Origin of the sequence: Streptomyces sp. AgN23 (genome assembly GCF_001598115.1) — a bacterium.
Lineage (GTDB): Bacteria > Actinomycetota > Actinomycetes > Streptomycetales > Streptomycetaceae > Streptomyces > Streptomyces antimycoticus.
Map to the genome: position 1 here is coordinate 7,668,037 of NZ_CP007153.1, position 24,729 is coordinate 7,692,765.

Consider the following 24,729-nt stretch of genomic DNA (forward strand, 5'->3'; position numbering starts at 1 on the left):
GTCAGCATGACTGTAACGATCAGTACGCCGCCAACCGGGTGTCCCTGTCAAGACCGTTCGCGCGCTCTTACGGCCGACGGCCCCTGTGCGGTACGGTCCCCACGGCTTGTTCGACCCGGTGATCGCGGCCCTTCCGACAAGGTGGGACCGCAATGCCCTCAAGACCCCTGGCCGCCCTGGCGGCCGCGGCCCTGACCGCGGGGCTCCTCGCCACCGCGGCCACCGCGCCCGCGTCGGCCGCCCCGCCGCCGACGCTGGTCAAGGACCCGGCGGCGTACGTCGATCCGCTGATCGGCAGCTCGGCCGGCGGCAACACCTTTCCCGGCGCCGTCGCCCCCTTCGGCATGCTGTCGTGGAGCCCGGAGAACACCCGCGGAGACGCCACCCGTACCGCCGCGCCCGGCGGCTACCACTACGACGCCACCCGCGTCCGCGGCTTCAGCCTCACCCATATGTCCGGCACCGGCTGTGCGGGCGGCGCGGGGGACATCCCCTTCTTCCCTCATGTGGGCGAGGTCACCTCCTCACCCGCGGCCGACACCAAGGACCAGCGCTACGCCTCGGACTTCAGCCATTCCGGCGAGACCGCCGAGCCCGGCCGCTACAAGGTCTCCCTCGCCTCCGGCGCCGGCGCGGAGCTGACCGCCACCGCCCGTACCGGCTCGGCCCGCTTCAGCTACCCCGCCGACAAGACCGCCTCCCTGTTGATCCGCACCTCCTCCTCCGAGGTCGGCAGCAGCGCCGCCGACCTCACCATCGACCCGGCGCACCGCACCGTCTCCGGCTCGGTCACCGGCGGCAACTTCTGCGGCTATCTCGACCCCGAGGGGCGCCGGAGCTACTACACCCTGCACTTCACCGCGGTCTTCGATACCGCGTTCACCGCCCAGGGCACCTGGCAGGACGGCACGCTGCGGCCCGGCGCGACCAGCGCCGAGGGCGGCTCCGGCTATGGCACCGACGGCCGCCCGGTGGCCGGGAAGGGCTCCGGCGGCTACCTCCAATTCGCCCCGGGCACCCGCCGGGTGGGCGTCAAGGTCGGCATCAGCTACGTCGACGGCAAGGGCGCCCGGGCCAACCTCGCCGCCGAGAACCCGCCGCGGCGCGGCTTCGACCAGGTGCGCACCGCCGCGTACGACGCCTGGCGGCGGCAGCTGGCCGCCATCCGGGTCGGCGGCGGCGCGGACGCGGACCGCACCGCCTTCTACACCGCGCTCTACCACTCCCTGCTGCACCCCAATGTCATCAGCGACACCGACGGCCGCTACCGGGGCAGCGACGGTGAGGTGCACCGGGTGAGCCGGGGCCACCGGGCCCAGTACGGCACCTTCTCCGGCTGGGACATCTACCGCTCCCAGCTCCAGCTGCTCACCCTGCTGGAGCCGCGGGCGGGCTCCGACATCGCCCAGTCCCTGCTGAACCTCGCCCAGCAGAACGGCGGCGTCTGGGACCGCTGGCTCCAGGGCGCCTCGGGGACGCATGTGATGAACGGCGATCCGTCGGCCGCCGCCCTCGCCGGGATCCGGGCCTTCGGCGGCGGCGACTTCGACCTCGACGCCGCCCTCGACTCGCTTCTCAAGGCGGCCACCGTGCCGACGGAGAAGGACCTCAGCCCGGCGGGCAAGCCCATCATGTCGGTCGGCCAGCGGCCCTCCCTCGACAGGTACCTCGAGCTGCACTACATGCCGTCCGTCTCCAACGCGTGGGGCGGCGCGGCCGAGACCCTGGAGATGTCCGGCGCGGACTTCGCCCTCTCCCAGCTGGCGCGGGCCGCGGGCCGTAAGGACACCGCCGACACCTTCGCGCACCGCGCCCAGTGGTGGCAGAACAACTTCAACGCCGCCGCCGACCCGGAGACCGGCGGCTATATCGCCAACCGTAAGGCCGACGGCAGTTGGGTCACCGGCTTCACCCCGGCCACCGGCAACGGCTTCGTCGAGGGCACCAGCGCCCAGTACACCTGGATGGTCCCGCACAACCCCGCCGGTCTCTTCGCCGCGATGGGCGGTAAGGACGCCGCGATCAAGCGGCTGGACGCCTTCTTCCACGACGCCGACGGCGGCTGGGCGCTCACCGGGGCGGGTGGCGAGAAGTCCGAGCTGGACAACGAGCCGTCGATCAACGTCCCCTATCTCTACGCGTACGCCGGGCAGCCGTACAAGACCCAGGAGACCGTGCGCGCCGCGATGCGTCAGCTGTGGACCACGAAGCCCGACGGCATCCCCGGCAACGACGATCTCGGCGAGATGTCCTCGTGGTACGTCTTCTCCGCCCTCGGCATGTACCCGCAGGTGCCCTCCCGCGCCGAACTCGTCCTGGCCTCGCCCCTCTTCCCGCGGATCGAGATCGACCGCGGTGCCCGGGACATCTCCATCCGCGCCCCGCAGGCCGCGCCCGACGCGCCGTACGTCCAGTCGCTGAAGGTGAACGGGCGGGCGAGCGACCGGCCCTGGCTGCCGGAGTCCTTCGTCCGGCACGGCGGCACGCTGGACTACACCCTGTCCGACGCCCCCGACCGCGCCTGGGGCGCGTCCCCGGCCGACGCCCCGCCCTCCTTCCGCGACGGTGAGCAGCCGTATCAGATCGGGGTCGGGCCGACCACGGGCACGCTCGCCCCGGGCGAGAGCCTGACCGTGAAGGTGGCCGCCGTCCCGGTCGGCGAGGGCGACCGCCCCGAGGTGCGCTTCACCACCGACGCCCCCGACGGGCTCACCGCCTCACCCGCCTCCGGGACGGTGGGCCCGGACGGCACGGCGGAGATCTCCCTGCGCGCGGGGAAGGACACCGCCGAGGGGTTCTACGACGCGAAGGTGACGGTGACCAGCGAGGGCACCGAGGTCGTCCAGCCGATCACCTTGACCGTGGCCGCCCCCGGCTCGCTGCTCGCCGCGTACAACAACGTCGGCGCGACCGAGGACGCCGGTGAGCACGACGAGGGCGACTACGACGGCGGCGGCTGGAGCTACTCCCGCCAGGCCCTCGCCGCGGCCGGCCTCGAACCGGGCGCCAAGGGGACCACCCAGGGCCTGGACTACACCTGGCCCGCCTCCCCGCCCGGCCGCCCCGACAACGCCTCCACCACCGGCCAGACGATCAACCTCCCGGCCTCCACGTCCCTGTCCTTCCTCGGCAGCGCCGTCAACGGCAACCAGAAGGCCACGGCCAAGGTCACCTACACGGACGGCAGCTCGGACGAGGCGGACCTGTCCTTCACCGACTGGACGGTGGGAGGCGGCGGCGGAACGGTCCAGTACGGAAACGTGACCCTCGCCAAGACCGGCTACCGCAACATCAGCGGCGGCGACAAGGACGTGGTGGACGCGTACATCTTCGCCACGAAGGCGTTCCGGGCGCCCGAGGGCAAGACGGTCAAGAGCGTCACCCTGCCCGACAACGCGGATCTCCACGTCTTCGCGGTGGCGCGCGGCTGACGGAGTCAACCCCAAGGGCCACTGCATACGATCGAGTGCAACGAGGGCAAGTGCCGCCGGCACTTGCCCTCGTTCGAGCGCTCAACCTCCTCGACACCTGGCCGGACCGGGCCGTGACCGCCTCCCGCACCGAGGAGCTGTTCATCGACGGTTAGCGCTGCGGGGGCCGGGAGGGGAGACGTCGATGAACCACTCCCGGCCCAGCAGCAGCGACGGTGGTCATCCGCCCATCCCGGCCGGATCAGCGGAAGGCCGCGATGTTGCGGAGCGCCCACTCGGCGAAGCGACGTGGCGGGCGGCCGAGGACCCGCTCGACGTCGGGGCTCACCCGCTGTTCGTCGGCCGTCGGATCGCCCAGGATCTCGAGCGTGCCGTCCGCGACGGGCTCCGGCATGAACCGCAGCATCTCCGCACGCGCCTGTGCCCGGCTCAGCTCGGTGAACCGTACGGGTGCGCCCAGCGCATCCCCGATCGTCTGCGCCTGCTCGCGTGGGGAGACCGGCGCCGGGCCGGTGAGTTCGTACGTACGTCCCGCGTGGCTTTGCCCCCGCAGCGTCGCCGCCGCGACCTCGGCGATGTCCGCCGGGTCCACGACCGGCAGCCCCACATCGCCGAACGGCGCCGCGACCGTCCGCCGGGTACGGACCGACTCGGCCCAGGCGAAGGCGTTGGAAGCGAAGCCTCCGGGTCGCAGGACCGTCCAGTCCAGCCCCGACGCCCGCACGGCCTCTTCGAGGGCCCGCAAGGGGGCGTGGGATGCCGCCCGCGGCCGCGATCCGGCCGCCTGGGAGGAGAGCACGACCACGCGTCGTACCCCGGCGGATCCGGCGTCCTCCAGGAGTTCGCGGACGAGCCGTTCGCCGATCCGCAGTTCGCCCGCGAAGAGCAGGAACAGCGCGTCGGCCCCGTCCAGCGCGGGTCGCAGGCTCGCTGGGTCGGCCAGATCGGCCTGATGGTGACGTACCCCTTCCGGCAACTCCGGGCCGGCGGGCCGGCGCGACACGGCCGTCACCTGCTCGCCGATTGCCGTGAGCGCCTCCACCAGTGGCCGACCGACATTCCCGGTCGCTCCGGTTACCACGATCATGTGCGACTCCCCGTTCCGTAGTGACAGACCTTGTCCTCGCCGCGGCACGGTGAAGCTAGCATTGTGGGGATAGTAGGTACCTAGAGGAAAGTGGCTATGTCGAAGGAACCGGAACAGGCGTGTCCGATCGCCCCCGTGGTCGACATCGTCTTCAGCCGCTGGACCACCCCCATCCTCTGGTCGCTCCATGAACACGGCCGTCAGCGCTTCGTAGAGCTGCAGCGCCGCATCGGCACGATCACGCCCAAGGTGCTGACCCAGCGGCTGCGCCAACTGGAGCGCGACGGGCTGGTGCTGCGCACGTACCACCCGGAGGTCCCGCCCCGGGTGGAGTATGAGATCAGTGGGCTGGGCCGCAGCCTGGCACCGCTGTTCGCCTCGCTCGCGAGCTGGTCGGCCGAGAACCTGGCCAAGGTCGAGCGGGCCCGGCTGGATTACGACGGTGAGGAGACGGCCCCTACCGCTCCTCGGTGAGGACATCGCTAAGCGGCGGCGAAATCCACTTCGGCCGCGGGCACTACGCGGATGCGGCGCCCCGGGAAGTCGATGTGCCGGAAAATCGCGTTGTGATGGGCGATCGACCGCTCCGGCGAGGCGAAATCGCCGGTGTCGGGCCGCTCGGATGTGGTGTGCCCGTCGGCGACCAGCACCACGTCGTACTGGTGGCTCAGCGCCTGCCGGGCCGTGGTGTCCACGCAGATCTCGGTCGCGAACCCGGTGACGACCACCTCGGTGACGCCCAGCGCCTTGAGGGTCTTGTCGAGATCCGTGTGCAGGAAGCTGTCCGCACTGGTCTTGTGGACGACCGTCTCGTCAGCGGAGGGCGCGAGCTCGGGCACGATCCGCCAGCCCTCCGTATCAGCCTCCAGCCCACCGCCCCGGTGCTGAATCGTCACGACCGGCACGCCCGCGGCTTCGGCGCGTTCGCGCAGCCCCGCGATCACGGCGACGGTCTCGGTGGCCCGGTACGAGATCGCCGCCAGGGCGTTCTGCATATCGATGACGAGGAGCGCGGAGGCATGTGACATGGACTCACCGTAACGGGCGCCCGGGCTCGCCGCGCGTGAGCCGCGTGAGCCCTCTGCGGGGCCGGGCAGGCCGGGCAGGCCGGGCAGGCCGGGTCCGTGCGTACGGACCCGGCCCACCCAGCGGCTCAGCCGAGCAGCTCGACCTCCGCCAGTGTCGCCTTGGCGTCCGGCACCAGGCGGTAGTGCTCGTACGTACCGGGCGTGCGCACCGAGAAGACGCGGGTCTGCTTGTCCCAGTTGAAGGTCTCTCCCGACCTCCGGTCCAGGTCCCGCCACTTCTCGCCGTCATGCGAGCCCTGCAGCACCCATCCGGCCGGGGCCTTGCTCCGGTCGGACGAGGTCAGGGTGTACTGCACGGCGCGGCCCGCCGCCGTGAGCGGGAGGTCCACCGACTCGAAGGTGGCCTCGGTGCCCGAGGTGTTGTCCAGCAGCGCCGTACCACCGCTCGGCACCGTCAGGTCGTGGCGCGGGGTGGGCACCTTGTCGTCCTTGGCGATGGAGGACGGCGCGGCGTTCTTCCCCGTGCCCCAGGCCGACGGCTTGGCGCCCATCGCGAACTCCAGGGTGCCGCCCCTGGAGATCACCGAGTGCGGCAGGGCGGTGGAGTTCCACGCCTTGCCGTTGACCTTCAGGCCCTGGACGTACACATTCCGCTCGCTGTTGCGCGGGGCCTTGATGACCAGGTCGCGGCCGTTCTCCAGATGCACCGTGGCCTTGGTGAACTGCGGCGATCCGACGGCGTACTCGGAGCCGCCCATCACCAGCGGATAGAAGCCCAGCGAGCTGAAGATGTACCAGGCGGACTGCTCGCCGTTGTCCTCGTCGCCGTGGTAGCCCTGGCCGATCTCGCTGCCGGTGTAGAGGCGGGAGAGCACCTCGCGCACCTTCTCCTGGGTCTTCCACGGCCGGCCCGCCGCGTCGTACATGTACGTCACATGGTGGGCGACCTGGTTGCTGTGGCCGTAGTTGCCCATGCGGACGTCCCGCGCCTCGGTCATCTCATGGATGACGCCGCCGTAGGAACCGGCGAACTCGGGGGAGGCGGTCTCCGGGGTGGAGAAATAGGTGTCCAGCTTCTTGGCCAGGCCCGCCCGGCCGCCGTAGAGGTTGGCCAGGCCCCGGCTGTCCTGGGGCGCGGTGAAGGCGTAGCCCCAGCCGTTGGTCTCGGTGTAGTCGTAGCCCCAGATCCGGGGGTCGTACTTGTCGGAGGGCACGCGCCACTTCCCCGCCGCGTCCTTGCCCTGGAAGAAGCCGGCCTTGTCGTCGAAGAGCGAGACATAGCCCTGGGCGCGGTGCAGGAAGTACTCGGACTCCTCCTTGTAGCGGGCCTTCTTCGTCTTCGCGTAGAGCGCCTTGCCCATATTCGCGAGGCCGAAGTCGTTGAGATAGCCCTCCAGTGCCCAGGACAGCCCCTCATGGGTCTCGGTGCTCGTATAGCCGAGGAAGGGCGAGCTGGCCATGCCCTTACGGCCGACGCCCGACGAGGGCGGCACGGCGGTGGCGTTCTTCAGCGCCGCCTCGTACGCCGCCTCGGCGTCGAACCGCACGCCCTTGAGGTAGGCGTCGGCGAAGGCCACGTCCGAGCTGGTACCGGTCATCAGGTCGGCGTAGCCCGGCGAGGACCAGCGGGAGATCCAGCCGCCGTCCTTGTACTGCTGTACGAAGCCGTCGACCATCGTGCCCGCCCGCTTGGGGGTGAGCAGTGAGTAGGCGGGCCAGGTGGTGCGGTAGGTGTCCCAGAAGCCGTTGTTGACATACACCTCGCCGTCGACGATCTTCGCGCCGGTGTGGGTCGGGGTGTTCTCCCCGGTGCCCGGCGAGAAGGCGCTCGCGTACTGGTGACGGGGCTTGGCCGCCGTCCCCGTGTTCTCGAAAGCGGAATTGGGATAGAGGTACAGCCGGTAGAGGCTGGAGTAGAGCGTGGTGAGCTGGCCGTGGTCCGCGCCCTCGACCTCGATCCGGCCCAGGATGTTGTCCCACTCCGCCTGTGCGGCCCGCTTGACCTGCCCGAACGACCTCGACGCGGGCAGCTCCCGGTCGAGGTTGGCCTTCGCCTGGTCGATGCCTATCAGCGAGGTGGCGAGCCGGAGCGTGACGGTGCGGTCCTTCCCCGGCTTGAAGCGGAAGTAGCCGGTGACATCCTTGCCGCCGTCTCCGTCCAGCTTGCCGCTCGCGCTCACCGGGGTGTCGAAGACGCCGTAGACGAACATCCGGGTGGCGCCGGTGGACAGTCCGCTCTTGACGTCGGAGTAGCCGGTGACGACTCCGTGCTCGGCGTCGAGGGTCAGTCCGCCGTCGCCCGTGACATTGTCGAAAAGGACGCTCGCGTCCTCGCCCGGATAGGTGAAGCGCATCGCCGCGGCGTGATCGGTCGGCGCCATCTCCGCCGTGAGGCCGTTCTCGAAGGTCACCCCGTAGTAATACGGCCGGGCGGTCTCCTTCTCATGGCGGAAGGGGAGCGCGCGGGAGGTGCGCCCGGCGTCGGGGGTGCCGGCCGCGCCGGACGGCATCACCTGGAAGGTCTGCCGGTCGCCCATCCAGGGGCTGGGCTCATGGCTCGCGCTGAACGCCTGGATGGTGGGGAGGTTGTCGGCGTTGTTGGCGCGGGCGTACTGGTAGAGCCAGTCGGTGGAGCCCGCGTTGGTCACCGGCGTCCAGAAGTTGAAGCCGTTGGGGACGGCGGTGGCCGGGAAGTTGTTGCCGCGCGAGAAGCTGCCGCTGGAGTTGGTGCCGCGGGTGGTCAGCGCGTAGTCCGACAGGTGCTTCAGCGGCTTCTCGGGCGCCTTGGGGGCGATCGAGACGTCGTCCACCCAGCCGCGGAACTGCGCGGGGCCCTTGGGGGAGTCGTAGGCCACGAGTATCCGGTCGACCGTCTTGCCCGCGGCGACCGCGCCGATCCGCGACTCCTTGTTGTTCCACTGGTTGACGTAGAGCGTCTTGGAGTCGGCCTGGCCCTGCGGGCTCATCCGGGCGCCGTGCTGGTCGACCGCGCCGGGCAGATCGCTCAGGTAGGTGCCGTCGGTGAAGGCGAGATCGACCGAGACATGGGTGGCCGGGTAGTTGAGATCGGTCTCGGGCATCGACGGGAAGATCCGGTAGGACAGCCGGGTGTCCCGGGTGATGGCCGTGTCGACGTCGAAGACCTTGTTGTACGAGTACGCCCGGCCGTCCGGCTTGTGGGTGCCCGCGTAGCGCAGGGCATGGGTGCCGGTGAAGCCCGCATTGGCCTTGGCGGTGGGGGAGCCGGTCGGGCCGCGGTCGATCTGGGTGCGCATGTCGGAGGGCGCGGGCGGCGTGGTGTCGCCGGTCGCGAACTGCACCTCGGCGAGCTGGATGAGGTCGTCCCCGGCGTTGCGGGTGATCTCCAGCCGGAAGTGCTGGTAGGCCGTGGTGCCGTCGAAGGAGAACTCCCGCGTCTGCTGGCGCGAGGAGAACGTCTCGTCCTTACGGGTGTCCAGCGTCGTCCAGTCGGAGCCGTTGGCCGAGCCCTTGAGGGTCCAGTCCTTCGGGTCCCGGCCGGGGGCGTCATTGGCGGAGGTGAGGGCGTAGCGGACGGCCTTCACCGACTCGCTCAGATCGAACTCGAGCCAGGCGGTGGTGGTGTCGAAGGCCAGCCACTTGCTGGTGAGCTCGCCGTCGACGAGGTTCTCCTTGATCTCCCCGCCTTCGGTGTTCTCCCCGCTCGCCCGAACCTCGGTGACCTTGTCGGTCACATTGCCGGGGATCCCGGAGGAGTAGCCTCCGTCCACCCCGGACGCCTTCTTCTTCCCATCGGGTCCGGTCTCGACCGTGTTGAGCCAGTCGGGCTTGGGGTCGCCCGACTCGAAGGACGAGGCGAAGGTGCGGCCGGCGTGGTGCGCGGAGGCCGGGTCGGCGGGGGCGGCGACCGCACCGCCCTGGGCCGTCACCGCCAGCAGGACGGCCGCCACCAGGGGGGCCGTCCGTCCGATCCCACGCCATCGTCTCTGTGGTCGTCTCTGTCGCATACGCAGCCTCTCAACGAGTCTGACAACGTTGTCTTCTGGGTCGGGCAGAGATAAGTAGGGAGGCAGGGGGAGGGTGGTGTCAAGGATGCGGACAACCGCCAATTCGGCGGCGCCCGGCGGGCGGTACGACGCGGGCCCCACCACCATCGGTGGCGCGGCCCGCGTCCTCGGGGGCGTTTCGGTGCGCCCGAGGAGATCGTCCCTGGTATGCCGTCAGCCGCCGCTGTGGGGCTCGGCCGGCGCTCTCGGGCTCAGCCGCCGTTGTCGGGCTCAGCCGCCGTTGTCGGGCCCAGTCGGCGCTGTCGGCTCAGTCGGCGCTGTCGGACTTGGTGGCGAGCGAGAGCCGGCACTTCTTCGCGGTGTGGGAGCTGTCCGCCTTGAGCCCGGTGACCTTGATGGTCTTGTCGGCGCCGCCCGCCACGGCCGCGTCGGACTCCACTCCGGTGGTCACGGCCTTGTCGGAGCTGTCGACGAAGCCGACCAGCAGCGAGTAGTAGGCGGTGCTGGAGCCGGAGTTGCTGATCTTCACATTGGCGTAGGGCTTGCCGTCCGAACCCCATCCGCACGTGCCCATCTTGGCGTCCGAGGTGATCAGGCCGGAGCCGCCGGTGGGGGAGTCCGACGGCTCGTCATACGGGTCGTCGGTGGGCTCCTCGGTCGGCGCCTGGGTGGGCTCCACCGGCAGTTGGGCCATGCCCTTGCCTATCGCCGCGCCGCCCTTGCTGTCCCCGGCCGACGAGCCCCCTTTGCCGGAGCCGCACCCCGCGGTGATCGCGAGTGTCGCGGTCACGACAATGCTGGTGGCGAGGGTGAGCTGCTTCCGGGACACGGGAACCGCCTTTCGGGGAGCGCGCACGGCGGCGTGCCGCACGGACTGTCTCCACCTACGGTATGTCGGGCAGGTCTCAACTCGGGAAAGACTGATACCCGATGACCTCTCGATCTTGCCCATATGAGGCCCAGTGGACTATACCTGTCGCCCCAGGGGGAAGGCCGCACCGCGGCCCATATCGGAGGGCCTCGGCGGGTCCTCCGCACTCCCCGGCGTACACCCAGCAATACTCCGCTTGACGCTTCAACTGACCCGCGGTGTCGGGCCCCTCGCCGGAGGCGAGTATGTACGGGAAACCGTTACACCGCCTGAGTCCTGACGAAGGCGAGGACTTGAGCATGGGATCCACCTCAGATGTCGGCCGTCGCGATCTGATCAAGCGCTCGGCGGCGCTCGGATTGATCTCCGTGCCCGCGATGAGCGCGCTGTCCGCCTGTGCCAGTGGCGGTGACGACGACGCCAAGAAGGTCGACAAGGGCAAGAAGAGCGCCAAGAACCCGCTCGCGGTCAATGAGAGCGCCGCGCTCGACGTCGTCATCTTCGACGGCGGTTTCGGGCAGCAGTACGCCAAGGACGCCGAGGCGGAGTACGCCGCGGCCTTCCCGAAGACCAAGGGCAAGGTCAAGCACGCGGCCACCCAGAAGATCCAGACCGTGCTCCAGCCGCGCTTCAACGGCGGCACCCCGCCGGACCTGGTCGACAACTCCGGCGCCGAGCAGATGGACATGGGCACCCTGGTCGGCAAGAACCAGCTGACCGACCTCACCCCGCTGCTGGACGCGCCCTCCCTCGACGACCCCAACAAGACGGTGCGCGAGACGCTGCGCCCCGGTGTCGTGGAGATGGGCCAGTTCGACGGCAAACCGGTGTGGATCCTCTACTACGCCTACACCGTCTACGGCGTCTGGTACTCCAAGAGCAATCTCGCCAAGCTCGACATGGAGTACCCCGAGACCTGGGACGACATGCTCAAGGTCTGCGAGGCGGCGAAGAAGAAGGGGATCGCGGGCTGGACCTACCCCGGCAAGTACCCCTACTACCTGCCGTTCAGCCTCTATCCCTTCATCGCCAAGATCGGCGGCCGGGACGTCCTGGACTCGATCGACAACCTGGAGCCGAACGCCTGGAAGCACCCGGCCGTCAAGGCCGCCTTCGAGGCGTACTACGAGCTCTACAAGAAGGGCTACATCCTCAAGGGCACCCCCGGTCTGACCCACATCGAGTCCCAGACCGCGTGGAACCAGGGCAAGGCGCTGTTCATCCCCAACGGCTCCTGGGTGGAGAACGAGGCGAAGAAGACCACGCCCAAGGACTTCCAGATGACGGTGGCCGCGCCCTCCAGCCTCGACAAGAGCGACAAGCTGCCGTTCGGCACCCTCTGGGCCTCCGGCGGTGAGCCCTTCATCGTCCCGAAGTCGGCCAAGAACCCCCAGGGCGGCATGGAGCTGCTGCGGATCATGCTCGGTGAGAAGTCCACCAGGAACTTCATCAAGCAGGTCTCCTCGCTCTCCTCCCTCAACGGCGGCACCGAGGGCCTCAGCCTGCCGCCGGGCCTGGCGTCGGCGCAGGAGGCGCTGACCAAGGCGGGCAAGAACGTGGTCAACCCGCGGCTCCAGGACTGGTACGTGACGCTGCATAAGCAGCAGATCGGCGTCGGCGCGCTCGGCGAGATGATGGCGGGCCGGATGACCCCCGCCGAGACGATCAAGAAGTGCCAGAAGTTCGCCGATGAAACGGCCAAGGACGACGCCGTCAAGAAGTACAAGCACGTCTGATGCGGCGCGACGCGTCACCGGCGGCATTATCCGTAGGGGAAGACCGAGGTCGGTAGAAATGCAGCATGGGAAGTACCGGTTCATCGCGGGGTTCCTGGCCCTGCCGGTGATCCTTTACGCGGTCTTCGTGATCTCGCCATTCGTCCAGGCCATCTACTACTCCTTCACGGACTGGACCGGGCTGAGCTCCGACTTCAGGATGGTCGGGTTCAAGAACTACAACTGGCTGCTGCACGACGACCTCTTCTGGAAAGCGGTCGGGCACAATGTCGTGCTGCTGCTGGTGGTGCCGCTGGTGACGCTCGGCCTCGGGCTCTTCTTCGCCTTCATGCTCAATGTGGGCGGCCGGGGGAGGAAGAACTCGGCGATCTCCGGGGTGCGCGGGTCGAGCCTGTACAAGGTGATCTACTTCTTTCCGCAGGTGCTGTCGATCGCGATCGTCGCCCTGCTGTTCCAGTTCACCTACAACCCGCGCAACGGCGCGATCAACGCCTTCCTCGGCGGAATCGGCCTGGATTCGCTCCAGCAGGGCTGGCTGTCCGATCCGAAGCTGGCGCTGTGGTGCCTGATGGCGGTGATGGTCTGGAGCAACGTCGGCTTCTACGTCGTCCTCTTCTCCGCCGGGATGAGCTCCATCCCGAAGGACTTCTACGAGGCGGCGCTGCTCGACGGGGCCAACCGGATCAAGACCTTCTTCAAGATCACCCTGCCGCTGCTGTGGGACACGGTCCAGACCGGCTGGATCTATATGGGCATCATCGCGCTCGACGCGTTCGCCGTGGTGCAGATCATGACCGTGGGGCCGGGCGGCCCCGCCGACTCCACGCAGGTCATGGGCTACTACGTCTACACCAAGACCTTCCACGACGGGCAGGCCGGACGGGCCACCACGATCGGCGTCGCGATGCTCATCGTCACCCTGATCTTCGCGGTCATCGTGACCAGGCTCGGCCGGCGCGAGCGGCTGGAGTACTGATGCCGATCACACCGACCGCACCCGGCCACCGCCGCCCGACCGCCGATCTGGGGGTACCACAGTGACCTCGCACGCAGAGCCCTCGGAACTCCCGGGCGTCACCAAGGAGGACGAGGCGGCGCCGCCCGCCGGGCCCGTCCGCAAGCAGCCGCCGCCGGGCTTCACCCCCGAGGGCCGGCTCGGCAGCGAGGGCAAGGTCCTCAACGTCTTCTCGCACGGCATCCTGGTGGTCTGGGGGCTGCTCGTCACCCTGCCGCTGCTGTGGGCGGTGATGAGCTCCCTCAAGACCGACAAGCAGATCTTCACCTCGCCCTGGGGGCTGCCCTCCGTCCTGCACTTCGACAACTGGTCCCGGGCCTGGAGCAAGTCGAACATCGGCGACTTCTTCCTCAATACGATCCTGGTCGTGGGCTGCTCCCTGATCGGCACGATGCTGCTCGGTTCGATGGCGGCATACATTCTGGCTCGCTTTGAATTCCCGGGAAAGCGATTCATCTATTTCATGTTCGTCGGCGGGATGAGCTTTCCCATCATCCTGGCGCTGGTGCCGCTGTTCTTCGTGATGAAGAACATGAGTCTGCTCAACACGTTCCATGGGCTCATTCTGGTCTATATCGCCTATTCGCTGCCGTTCACGGTCTTCTTCCTCACCTCGTTCTTCAAGACGCTGCCGTCCTCGGTCGCGGAGGCGGCTCTGATCGACGGGGCGTCGCACACCCGTACGTTCTTCCAGGTCATGCTGCCGATGGCGAAGCCCGGCCTGATCAGCGTCGGGATCTTCAACTTCCTCGGTCAGTGGAACCAGTACATGCTGCCCACGGTGCTCAACACCGATGAGGACAAGCGGGTGCTCACCCAGGGGCTTGTGCAGCTCGCGGCCAGCCAGCAGTACAAGGGCGACTGGTCCGCGCTTTTCGCCGGTCTGGTGCTGGCGATGCTTCCGGTACTGGGCGTCTACATCCTCTTCCAGCGGCAGGTCCAGGCGGGCCTGACCGCGGGCGCGCTCAAATAGGGGCAGCCGGAGAGCGCTTTTCACGGCCCCGTCCTTTCCGTCGCGCGGAAAGGACGGGGCCGTGTGCCGCGGGCCGCCCCGGGGATTCCGTTTCGCCGCGCCGGTCGTACGCTGGCGGGGATATCGCCGCGCTGCCGCGGACCCGCCGGAAGACGGACGGGAGTGTCCGGAGGTGCCCGGGAGCTGTCCGGGGGCGGGCGGGAGGCATCAGGAGGTGGACCGGAGATATCAGAAGGTGTCGCCGGGCGTCCCGCGACGGTCAGGGACTTGACGTGGGACAACCGTGGCGGCTCAGCTTAGAGTTCACATGTTGGAGACACCGCTGGGCCTCACTGCTGCGGCCCGGCCGGCGGAGCGGCCGTCGTGCCGCCCGCGAAGGCGGGAGTGGATGGGCGTGGAGACTCCGGGATCGCAGTCGTCGCTGCACCGGGCCAATCTCGAGCGGGTGGTCCGGGCGGTGCGGATGGCGGGCTCGCTGACCCAGGCGGAGATCGCCCGGTCCACCGGGCTGTCCGCCGCCACCGTCTCCAACATCGTGCGTGAGCTCAAGGACGGCGGAACGGTCGAGGTCACCCCCACCTCGGCGGGTGGCCGCCGGGCGCGCAGCGTCTCGCTCAGCGGCGACGCGGGCATCGTCGTAGGGGTGGATTTCGGCCATACGCATCTGCGCGTGGCCATCGGCAATCTCGCCCATCAGGTACTGGCCGAGGAGGCCGAGCCGCTGGATGTGGACGCCTCCGCCTCACAGGGGCTGGACCGGGCGGAGCAGCTGGTCAGCAGGCTGATCACGGCCAGCGGGCTCAGCCAGGACAAGGTGGTCGGCGTCGGCCTCGGGGTGCCCGCACCGATCGATGTGGAGACCGGCACGCTGGGCTCGACCGCGATCCTGCCGGGCTGGGCGGGCACCAATCCGCGCGATGACCTGGCCCAGCGGCTCGGGGTGCCGGTGCACGTGGACAACGACGCCAACCTCGGCGCCCTCGGCGAGCTGGTCTGGGGCTCCGGCCGCGGGGTCGCCGACCTCGCGTACATCAAGGTCGCCGACGGTGTCGGCGCGGGGCTGGTGATCAGCGGGAAGATCTACCGCGGCCCCGGCGGTACGGCGGGCGAGATCGGCCATATCACCCTCGACGAGTCGGGCCCGGTGTGCCGCTGCGGCAACCGCGGCTGCCTGGAGACCTTCACCGCGGCCCGCTATGTGCTGCCGCTGCTGCAATCCAGCCATGGCGCGGACCTCACCGTGGAGCGCATGGTGCAGCTGGCCCGCGAGGGCGACCCCGGCTGTCGGCGGGTGATCGGGGATGTCGGCCGGCACATCGGCAGCGGGGTGGCCAACCTCTGCAATCTGATCAATCCGAGCCGGATGGTGCTGGGCGGTCAGCTCGCCGAGGCGGGGGAGCTGGTGCTGGGCCCGATCCGGGAGTCGGTCGCGCGGTACGCGATCCCCAGCGCGGCCCATCAGCTGTCGGTGATGCCCGGGGCGCTCGGCGGCCGGGCCGAGGTGCTGGGCGCGCTGGCGCTGGTGCTCAGCGAGATGGGAGATTCGACGCTGCTGGACGGTGCGCTCTCGGCGGGGGCTCCGGCCCTCACCTGACCGCCGGACCGCGGCCGTTGGCCCCGGTCTTGCCTGAGCGCCTTTGTCCGGTCACGCTCCGTCTATCCGGCCTGTCCGGCTGCGTTCACTCAGATAACGAATGGCACCGTTGCCATCTCGTTAAGGATTTACTTCTTGACGCCATGCGGGCGGCCGAGTTGACTTCCAGCCACCTCGGCCGCAATGACGCGGCCTCGTCAGGGAGGTCACCCCCAAATGAACGCAACGATGCGTCGCGTCGCTCTTGCTGCTTCTGTCGTGTCGATGACCGTAGCCCTCGCCGCTTGTGGTTCGGCGAAGGAGGCCGACAGCGACAAGAAGGACGAGAAGAAGAAGACCGGTCCGCTCACGATCGGGCTCTTGCTGCCCGAGGACCAGACGGCCAGATACGAGAACTTCGACCGGCCATACATCACCAAGAAGGTCAAGGCGCTCTGCGCGGACTGCAAGATCCTTTACGTCAACGCCAAGTCGGATACGTCGGTTCAGCAGCAGCAGGTCGACTCGATGATCACCAAGAAGGTCGACGCGCTCATCCTCGACTCGGTGGACTCCAAGTCCATAGCCTCCTCGGTCAAGAAGGCCGACGAGGCCGGGATCCCGGTCGTCGCCTACGACCGGCTGGCCGAGGGCCCGGTCTCCGCGTACACCTCGTTCGACAACGAGACGGTCGGCAAGGTCCAGGGCCAGGCGCTGCTCGAGGCGCTGGGCGACAAGGCCAAGAGCGGCAAGATCGTGATGCTCAACGGCTGGGAGGCCGACCCCAACGCCGCCCTGTTCAAGAAGGGCGCGATGTCCGTCCTCAAGGGCAAGGTGAACGTCGGCAAGTCGTACGACATCGACCGCTGGCTCGCGGACAAGGCCAACGAGGCCATGACGGGCGCCATCTCCTCCCTCGGCAAGAAGAACATCATCGGCGTCTACTCGGCCAACGACAGCATGGCGGGCGGCGCGATCACCGCGCTCAAGAGCGGCGGCTTCAACCCGCTGCCCCCGGTCACCGGCCAGGACGCCGAACTCGAGGGTGTGCGCCGGGTCGTCACCGGCGAGCAGTACATGAGCGTCTACAAGTCCTACCTGGACGAGGCCGCCGCCGCCGCGGAGATGGCCATCGCGCTCGGCCGCGGCGAGAAGGTCAACGAGTCCAACACGGTCGACAGCCCGACCACCAAGGACATCCCGGCGACGCTGATCACCCCGATCTCGCTGACCAAGAAGAACATCAAGGACACCGTCGTCAAGGACGGGAACTACACGGTCGCCCAGATCTGCACCGCCAAGTACAAGGCGGCGTGTGACGAGGCCGGTCTGAAGTAGCGGCGCGGGGCCGTCCGCCCCTCGCGGACGGCCCGCCCGCCCCCTGACACCCCCCCAACCGAGGGGAGAGCGCGCTCTCCCCTCCGTCACACAGCAGGGATCTCCCTGCCCGGAACGGAGCTGGCCATCGTGCCGAACGGACCCGTGTTGGCGTTGCGCGGGATCTCCAAGCGGTTCGGCGCCGTCCAGGCGCTCACCGACATCGATCTGGAGGTCCACGCCGGTGAAGTCGTCGCCCTGGTGGGCGACAACGGCGCCGGCAAGTCGACCCTCGTCAAGACCATCGCCGGAGTCGGCCCCGCCGACGAAGGCGTCATCGAGTGGCAGGGCAAGTCCGTCCAGGTCACCCGGCCGCACGACGCCCAGGGACTGGGCATCGCGACGGTGTACCAGGACCTCGCCCTCTGCGACAACATCGACGTCGTCGGCAACCTCTTCCTCGGCCGCGAGATCCTGCGCGCCGGGGTGCTCGACGAGGTCGAGATGGAGCGGCGCTCACGCGAGTTGCTGCAGACCCTGTCGATCCGCATCCCCAGTGTGCGGATCCCGATCGCCTCGCTCTCGGGTGGCCAGCGGCAGACCGTCGCCATCGCCCGTTCGATGCTCGGCGAGCCCAAGCTGGTGATCCTGGACGAGCCGACCGCCGCCCTCGGTGTCGAGCAGACCGCGCAGGTCCTCGACCTGGTCGAGCGGCTGCGCGACCGCGGCCTGGCCGTCATTCTCATCAGCCACAACATGGCCGACGTCAAGGCCGTCGCGGACCGCGTCGCGGTGCTGCGGCTGGGCCGAAACAACGGCATCTTCGATGTGAAGACCACCTCTCAGGAAGAGATCATTTCCGCCATCACCGGCGCCACGGACAACGCCGTGACCCGCCGCAAGGCGCGTAGCGGGGAGGTCGCGAAGTGACCACGAACGTCGACAAGACCAACGGCGGTCCGTCGAACGGCGGCAACAAGGCGAGCGGCCCGGCCGACGTCAACCCCGTGGCCAAGGACGCGGTCACCGTCGTCGACCCCCGGCTGCTGGTCCGTCAGGAGGGGTTCAAGGGCTATCTGACGGAGTTCGGCCGGAAGATGCGCAGCGGCGATCTGGGCGCGGTCCCGGTCATCGTCGGCATCGCCATCATCTGGGCGGTCTTCCAGTGGAAGGACAGCGCCTTCCTCTCGCCCAAGAACCTCTCCGACCTCTCGATCCTGCTCGGCGGCACCGGCATGATCTCGGTCGGGATCGTCTTCGTGCTGCTGCTCGGTGAGATCGACCTGTCCGTCGGCTCGCTCAGCGGTCTGGCCGCGGCCACGTTGGCGGTGCTCAACGTCAACGAGGGCGTGCCCGAGGGGATCGCGGTGCTCGCCGCGCTCGCCAGCGGCGCGGTGCTCGGCGCGCTGCACGGCTTTTTCTTCGCCAAGATAGGCGTCCCGGCCTTCGTGGTGACCCTGGCCGGTCTGCTGGCCTGGAACGGTCTGATGCTCCAGGTGCTCGGCACCACCGGCACCATCAGCATCGCGGACGACAGCTTCGTGCGGGATCTGACCGCCCACTACTTCAGCCAGCTCATCGCCGCGTACGGGGTGGCGGCGCTGGCGACGGCGGGCTTCTTCCTCGCCCAGTTCCTGGACAGCAGGCGCCGTAAGGCGGTCGGCGTGCCCTCGCGGCCGCTGAGCGAGATCCTGGTCCGCACCGGCGTGCTCGCGTTGATCGCCTTCACCGCGGCCTGGCGGCTGAACGAGTACAAGGGCCTGCCCCTGGCCCTGGTGATCTTCGTGGCGGTCCTGGTGATCCTCGACTTCGTGGTCCGGCGCACCGCCTACGGGCGCAAGGTGATCGCCCTGGGCGGCAGCGTCGAGGCGGCCCGCCGCGCGGGCATCAACGTCGTCGCCATCCGGATCTCGGTCTACTCGCTGGCCGGCCTGATGGCCGCCTTCGGCGGCATCATGATCGCCTCCCGGATCGGCTCCGCGAGTCAGCAGGCCGGCACCGGCAACCTGCTGATGGAGGCCATCGCGGCCGCGGTCATCGGCGGCACCAGCCTCTTCGGTGGCCGGGGCTCGGTCTGGTCGGCGCTGCTCGGCATGCTGGTCATCGGCTCGATCTCGTCGGGGATGAACCTGCTGGGCGTCGCGAACTCCGTCCAGTACATGATCACCGGTGGGGTGCTGCTGGCCGCCGTCGTCATCGACTCGGTGTCGCGCAGGACACAACGGTCCGCGGGTCGCGGCTGACCCGCACGTCTCACCCGGCTGCCCGGTGCCTCCACAAAGGCGCCGGGCAGCTGTCCGAAAAGAACACGCGTGACAGACATCGCACGGGGGGAGGTCTGCGCCGGAGGGCGGAACATTAGACTCGGGCGGACCGGCAAGCTCCATGGAGACGCTCGAAGCAAGGAGGCACGGGTGCTGCTGACCCGCATCACGGGACCGCGCGATCTGGACCGGCTCACTCCGGAGGAGCTGGACCAGTTGGCCGCGGAGATCCGCTCCTTCCTCGTCGACGCCGTCTCCAAGACCGGTGGCCATCTCGGCCCCAATCTCGGCGTGGTGGAGCTGACCATCGCCCTGCACCGGGTCTTCGAGTCGCCCCGGGACAAGGTGCTGCTGGACACCGGGCACCAGTCCTACGTCCACAAGCTGCTCACCGGCCGCCAGGACTTCTCCAAGCTCAAGAGCAAGGGTGGTTTGTCCGGTTATCCCTCGCGGTCCGAGTCCGAGCACGACGTCATCGAGAACAGCCACGCCTCGACCGTCCTCGGCTGGGCCGAGGGCCTCGCCAAGGCCAATGAGCTGCTCGGCAAGCAGGACCATGTGGTCGCCGTGATCGGCGACGGCGCGCTGACCGGCGGTATGGCCTGGGAGGCGCTGAACAACATCGCCGCGGCCAAGAACCGCCCGCTGGTCATCGTCGTCAACGACAACGAGCGTTCCTACGGCCCGACCATCGGCGGCCTGGCCAACCACCTCGCCACCCTCCGCACCACGGACGGCTATGAGCGCTTCCTGGCCCGCGGCAAGGACCTGCTGGAGCGCACCCCGGTGGTCGGCAGGCCGCTGTACGAGACGCTGCACGGGGCCAAGAAGGGGCTGAAGGACTTCATCACCCCGCAGGGCATGTTCGAGGATCTGGGGCTGAAGTACGTCGGCCCGATCAACGGCCATGACATCGAGGCGCTGGAGTCGGCGCTGCAGCGGGCGAAGCGTTTCGGCGGCCCGGTCATCGTGCACTGTCTCACCGAGAAGGGCCGCGGCTACCAGCCCGCCCTGCAGGACGAGGCGGACCGCTTCCACGCCGTCGGCAAGATCCACCCGGACACCGGGCTGCCGATCTCGGCCTCCGGCGCCGACTGGACCTCGGTCTTCGGCGAGGAGATGGTCAAGCTCGGCGAGGAGCGCGAGGACATCGTCGCGATCACGGCGGCCATGCTGCACCCGGTGGGGCTCACCGAGTTCGCCAAGCGCTTCCCGGAGCGGGTCTACGACGTGGGCATCGCCGAGCAGCACGCGGCGGTCTCGGCGGCCGGGCTCGCCACCGGCGGTCTCCACCCGGTCTTCGCCGTCTACGCCACCTTCCTCAACCGTGCCTTCGACCAGGTCCTGATGGATGTGGCCCTGCACAAGTGCGGGGTGACCTTCGTACTGGACCGCGCCGGTATCACCGGCACCGACGGGGCCTCGCACAACGGCATGTGGGACATGTCGCTCCTGCAGGTCGTCCCGGGCCTGCGGATCGCCGCCCCGCGCGACGCCGACCAGGTCCGCGCCCAGCTGCGCGAGGCCGTGGAGGTGGAGGACGCGCCGACCGTGGTGCGCTACTCCAAGGGCGCGGTGGGCCCGGCGGTCGCGGCCGTGGGCAGGATCGGCGGCATGGACGTGCTGCGGGAGCCCGCGGCGGCCGACCGCGAGCGGCCCGATGTGCTGCTGGTCTCGGTGGGCGCGCTGGCCCCGATGTGTCTGGAGGTTGCCGACCTTCTCGACAAACAGGGCATTTCCACTACGGTGGTCGACCCCCGCTGGGTCAAGCCGGTCGACGAGGAGCTGCCCGCCCTCGCCGAGCGCCACCGCGTCGTCGTCACCGTCGAGGACAACAGCCGGGTCGGCGGTGTGGGCTCCGCCGTGGCCCAGGCGCTGCGCGACTCGGGCGTGGACATGCCGGTGCGCGACTTCGGCATCCCGCCCCGCTTCCTCGACCATGCCTCCCGTAAGGAGGTCATGGCGGAGATCGGGCTGACCGCGCCGGACATCGCCCGGCAGGTCACCGGGCTGGTCTCCAGGATCGGTGGCCGCTACGGGAGCGAGTCCGCGGACGCGGGCTCCCGGAGTGCCGATGTGACCCGGTCGACGACGGCCGAGCCGGTGCGCGACTGAGCCACCGGGCCGCCGCCCCCTTTCCGCCGCCTGGGCCGGCCGGAGCCTCCTGCTCCGACCGGCCCAGCGTGCGTCCCCAGGGCCCGCCCCCATCGGGTGAATCGGCCGGGGCTTCGGGGGTGCGCACCTCCCTCCCGCCCGGTTGGCAGAACCATGGGCGCCCACGGGGCACGGGCAGGCGCGGAGGTGGCAGCGGTGAGCGAGCGGGAACCCGAGGGCCGCTCCGGCGGCGGCGCTGGTGGCGATGGCAGCCGTAAGGCTCGTCCGGACTATCTGCGGACGAAGTCGATCGAACAGTCCATCAAGGACACCGAGGAGCCCGAGCACGCCCTGACCCGGTCGCTGTCCGCCCTGGACCTCACGGTCTTCGGCGTCGGCGTGATCATCGGGACCGGCATCTTCGTCCTCACCGGGGCCGTCGCCAAGGAGCAGGCGGGCCCCGCGACCGCCCTCGCCTTCGTCGCCGCGGGCATCGTCTGCGCGCTGGCCGCGCTCTGCTACGCCGAGTTCGCCTCGACCGTGCCGGTGGCCGGGTCCGCGTACACCTTCTCGTACGCCTCGCTGGGCGAGCTGCCCGCCTGGACCATCGGCTGGGACCTGGTGCTGGAGTTCGCGCTCGGCACCGCCGTGGTCGCGGTCGGCTGGGCCGGCTACATCCGCTCGCTGCTGGCCAACGCGGGCTGGGAGCTGCCCGCCGCCCTGTCCGGGCCCGACGCGGCGCACGGCTTCTCCTTCGACGTACTCGCCGCCGCGCTGGTGCTGGCGATCACCGTGATCCTGGTCCTCGGGATGAAGCTGTCGGCGCGCGTCACCTCGGTGGTGGTCGGGGTGAAGGTGACGGTGGTGCTGCTGGTCATCATCGCGGGCTCCTTCTTCATCGACCCGGCCAACTACCGGCCCTTCATCCCCGAGCCCAAGGGCACGATCTCGGGCTCGGGACTCACCGCCCCGCTGATCCAGCTGATCTTCGGCTACGAGCCGACGACCTTCGGCGTCGAGGGCATCTTCACCGCCGCCGCCGTGGTCTTCTTCGCCTTCATCGGCTTCGACGTGGTGGCGACCGCGGCGGAGGAGACCAGAAACCCCCAGCGGGACATGCCCCGGGGCATCCTCGGCTCGCTCCTCATCTGCACCGTGCTCTACGTCGCCGTGTCGATCGTGGTCACCGGGATGCAGAAGTACACCCGGCTGACGGTGGACGCCCCGCTCGCCGACGCCTTCAAGGCCACCGGACACCCCTTCTACGCGGGCGTCATCAGCTTCGGTGCCGCGATCGGGCTGACCACCGTGTGCATGATCCTGCTGCTCGGCCAGAGCCGGGTGTTCTTCGCGATGAGCCGGGACGGGCTGTTGCCCAGGGTCTTCTCCCGGGTGCATCCGCGCTTCGGCACGCCCTACCGGTCGACGATCCTGCTCGGCACGCTCATCGCCGTCGTCGCCGGGTTCACCAGCATCTCCCAGCTGGCGGCCCTGGTGAACATCGGCACCCTCTTCGCCTTCGTCGTGGTCGCGCTCGGCGTGCTGATCCTCCGCGGCACCCGGCCCGATCTGCCCCGCGCCTTCCGTACGCCCTGGGTGCCGGTGCTGCCGATCGTGTCGGTGGCCGCCTCGCTGTGGCTGATGCTCAATCTGCCCGCCGAGACCTGGCTGCGGTTCGTGGTGTGGATGGTCATCGGCTTCATCGTCTACTTCCTGTACGGGCGCCGGCACAGCCGGGTGGCCGAGGCGGGGACGCGTACGGAGCAGGGCCCGCGCGGAGCCGCCTGAGCGGACCTGCCGTCCTAGGACGAGCCGTCAGGGCGGATGGACCGGGGGCCCGTCGTCCGCGCGCCCAGCGCCGTGACCCGCGCCCGCAGCCCCTGGTCCGCCGTCACCACCAGGCAGGGACGGCCCTCATCGCGGGCCGCCACCACCCGCACGATCTGGTCGTCGCCGCTGCCCGGCGCGCTCTCCACCCGTACGCCCGCCACCGGCTCGATGCCCCGCGCCGCGCCCTCGACCACCATCACGATGTCCACCGGAGGGCGGGTGGCCCAGCCGGGCACCCCCGGGCGGTCGGCGAGCCCGGTCCTGGCCAGGACGGCCAGCCGGTCGCGGAGCCGCTCGGCGGCGCCGCGGCGGTCACGCCACCAGCCGTCGGGGACCGAACCGATCACGTTGGCGGCATCGACGACCACAAGTCCATCCATAGTCCAGGCAAATTACTATGGACATCGTTCGATCAGGTGGACCGGCTCGGGGAAGGTTGGCAGCGGGCCATGGCGTTGCGGTTGCTCCGCGGCAAGGACGACAGGCTCACGGCCTATGCACTGGTGCCAGGCGGTGTGGCGCGCTGGACGGAAGACCGGCCCGGGGGGCCGGGGTGGACGGGCCCCTGGCTGATCGAGTCCCCCGGCCTGGTCAGTCTGACCGTCACTCAGAGCGTGGAGGGGTACGCGCATCTGGTGGGGCTTCGGCGCCGCCCGGGCGGCGCGGGCGAGCCGGCGCGCGTGGACCTCGTCCACGCCACCCAGTTCCAGACCGGCCGCCCGCTGACGGCGTGGCACTCGCTGGGCACTCCGCATCCGAAAGACGCCCGTAAGGCCGAGCGGACCGGCGCGCCCGCCATGGCGGTGGACTCCTCCGGCGCTCTGCGCGTCTTCGTCCGCAACGCCGGGGGCGGGGTGAGCGCGCGGCGGCAGGACCCCAAGGGGACCTGGGAGCGCTGGACCGACTGGAAGGGCACCCATGTGCTGGGCGGCCTTTCGGCGGCCGCGACCGCCGACGGCCGTCTGGAACTGCTCGCACCGGCCGGTAAGGGCGCCGCGCTGCGCTGGTACCAGCCCAAGCCCGGCGCCGCCCCGAAGCGGGGCGAGGACGTCCCCGCCGACGCCCGGCCGGATTCGGCGGCCGTGGTGGAGACCAGCCCCGGCACCCTCACCCACTACTGGCGCGACGCCGACAGCGGCGAGCTCATGGCCTGGCGGCCGGGCGCCCCGGCCCCCGCGCCGCTGGGCGGGTCGACGGGCACCGGCCCGGTCGCCGCGGTGCGCGCCGTGGTGGACGGTCATGACTGCACCGTCCTGGCCCACCAGGACACCGGGCGGCTGGCGGTCGCCGCCCACCCCAGCGAGGACGAGGCGGCGGGGGTGTGGTGGACGCCCTCGGGCGAGCAGGGCGCCCACACCCCGGCGCTGGCGCTGGACGGCCAGGACCGGGTGGTGCTGGCCGCGCTGGGACTGGACGGACGGCTCCTGGTGGCCCGTCAGAAGACCGACGAGACCGGGCTGGCCCTGAGGGCCTGGAACCGCGTGGGAAGCGGCTGAGCGGCCCGCCGGCCCCGTTGAACGGCCG

The 24,729-nt window shown here is 69.8% G+C and carries 17 protein-coding genes; 12 read left to right on the plus strand and 5 right to left on the minus strand.

Annotated elements, in window-relative coordinates; translation table 11 throughout:
• Window positions 1–152: 152 nt before the first annotated feature.
• Window positions 153–3,431, plus strand: coding sequence for a GH92 family glycosyl hydrolase (locus tag AS97_RS33350; protein WP_059141698.1), 3,279 nt, complete (start codon window positions 153–155; stop codon window positions 3,429–3,431).
• Window positions 3,432–3,672: 241 nt separating this feature from the next.
• Here AS97_RS33350 and AS97_RS33355 read toward each other — a convergent pair whose 3' ends face one another.
• Complete coding sequence (locus tag AS97_RS33355; protein WP_125758818.1) at window positions 3,673–4,518, minus strand: NAD(P)H-binding protein; 846 nt, start codon at window positions 4,516–4,518, stop codon at window positions 3,673–3,675.
• Window positions 4,519–4,614: 96 nt separating this feature from the next.
• On the opposite strand from AS97_RS33355, the gene AS97_RS33360 reads away from it, so the two are divergent.
• Window positions 4,615–4,992: a helix-turn-helix domain-containing protein gene (locus AS97_RS33360; protein WP_059141700.1), complete on the plus strand. Its 378-nt coding sequence runs from the start codon at window positions 4,615–4,617 to the stop codon at window positions 4,990–4,992.
• An 8-nt stretch (window positions 4,993–5,000) separates the two neighbouring features.
• Here the strand turns inward: AS97_RS33360 and AS97_RS33365 are convergent, their stop codons facing one another.
• The 3 genes from AS97_RS33365 to AS97_RS33375 form a co-directional block, all read right to left on the minus strand.
• Complete coding sequence (locus tag AS97_RS33365) at window positions 5,001–5,546, minus strand: isochorismatase family protein (protein ID WP_059141701.1); 546 nt, start codon at window positions 5,544–5,546, stop codon at window positions 5,001–5,003.
• A 125-nt stretch (window positions 5,547–5,671) separates the two neighbouring features.
• Entirely contained in the window at window positions 5,672–9,532 is a 3,861-nt protein-coding gene (locus tag AS97_RS33370) for a GH92 family glycosyl hydrolase (RefSeq protein WP_210566169.1), read from the minus strand.
• A 307-nt stretch (window positions 9,533–9,839) separates the two neighbouring features.
• Window positions 9,840–10,361, minus strand: coding sequence for a PT domain-containing protein (locus tag AS97_RS33375; RefSeq protein WP_232546156.1), 522 nt, complete (start codon window positions 10,359–10,361; stop codon window positions 9,840–9,842).
• Between the two features lie 341 nt (window positions 10,362–10,702).
• On the opposite strand from AS97_RS33375, the gene ngcE reads away from it, so the two are divergent.
• From ngcE to AS97_RS33420, 9 genes are all read left to right on the plus strand, one after another.
• Window positions 10,703–12,139, plus strand: coding sequence for an N-acetylglucosamine/diacetylchitobiose ABC transporter substrate-binding protein (ngcE, locus tag AS97_RS33380; RefSeq protein ID WP_125758824.1), 1,437 nt, complete (start codon window positions 10,703–10,705; stop codon window positions 12,137–12,139).
• A 58-nt stretch (window positions 12,140–12,197) separates the two neighbouring features.
• A complete protein-coding gene (locus AS97_RS33385) occupies window positions 12,198–13,115 on the plus strand; it encodes a sugar ABC transporter permease (protein WP_125758826.1) in 918 nt (305 codons plus the stop codon).
• A gap of 61 nt (window positions 13,116–13,176) precedes the next feature.
• The gene (locus AS97_RS33390) at window positions 13,177–14,127 is read left to right on the plus strand and encodes a carbohydrate ABC transporter permease (protein ID WP_059141706.1); all 951 of its coding nucleotides are present in this window, start codon (window positions 13,177–13,179) and stop codon (window positions 14,125–14,127) included.
• 394 nt (window positions 14,128–14,521) lie between these two features.
• A complete protein-coding gene (locus AS97_RS33395) occupies window positions 14,522–15,721 on the plus strand; it encodes an ROK family transcriptional regulator (protein ID WP_059141854.1) in 1,200 nt (399 codons plus the stop codon).
• A 216-nt stretch (window positions 15,722–15,937) separates the two neighbouring features.
• On the plus strand, window positions 15,938–17,038 hold the full coding sequence (locus AS97_RS33400; RefSeq protein WP_079059089.1) for a substrate-binding domain-containing protein: 1,101 nt from the start codon (window positions 15,938–15,940) through the stop codon (window positions 17,036–17,038).
• 129 nt (window positions 17,039–17,167) lie between these two features.
• Window positions 17,168–17,947: an ATP-binding cassette domain-containing protein gene (locus tag AS97_RS33405; RefSeq protein WP_079059090.1), complete on the plus strand. Its 780-nt coding sequence runs from the start codon at window positions 17,168–17,170 to the stop codon at window positions 17,945–17,947.
• Window positions 17,944–19,260, plus strand: coding sequence for an ABC transporter permease (locus tag AS97_RS33410; protein WP_059141709.1), 1,317 nt, complete (start codon window positions 17,944–17,946; stop codon window positions 19,258–19,260). The genes AS97_RS33405 and AS97_RS33410 overlap by 4 nt, the downstream gene beginning before the upstream one ends.
• Before the next feature lie 171 nt (window positions 19,261–19,431).
• Entirely contained in the window at window positions 19,432–21,396 is a 1,965-nt protein-coding gene (dxs, locus tag AS97_RS33415) for a 1-deoxy-D-xylulose-5-phosphate synthase (protein ID WP_059141710.1), read from the plus strand.
• Window positions 21,397–21,591: 195 nt separating this feature from the next.
• Complete coding sequence (locus AS97_RS33420; protein ID WP_236670382.1) at window positions 21,592–23,163, plus strand: amino acid permease; 1,572 nt, start codon at window positions 21,592–21,594, stop codon at window positions 23,161–23,163.
• Between the two features lie 14 nt (window positions 23,164–23,177).
• Here AS97_RS33420 and AS97_RS33425 read toward each other — a convergent pair whose 3' ends face one another.
• Window positions 23,178–23,585 (minus strand): NTP pyrophosphohydrolase, encoded by a 408-nt coding sequence (locus tag AS97_RS33425; RefSeq protein ID WP_210566170.1) that lies wholly within the window; start codon window positions 23,583–23,585, stop codon window positions 23,178–23,180.
• 69 nt (window positions 23,586–23,654) lie between these two features.
• On the opposite strand from AS97_RS33425, the gene AS97_RS33430 reads away from it, so the two are divergent.
• Entirely contained in the window at window positions 23,655–24,701 is a 1,047-nt protein-coding gene (locus tag AS97_RS33430) for a hypothetical protein (RefSeq protein WP_210566171.1), read from the plus strand.
• The last annotated feature ends 28 nt before the right edge of the window (window positions 24,702–24,729 follow it).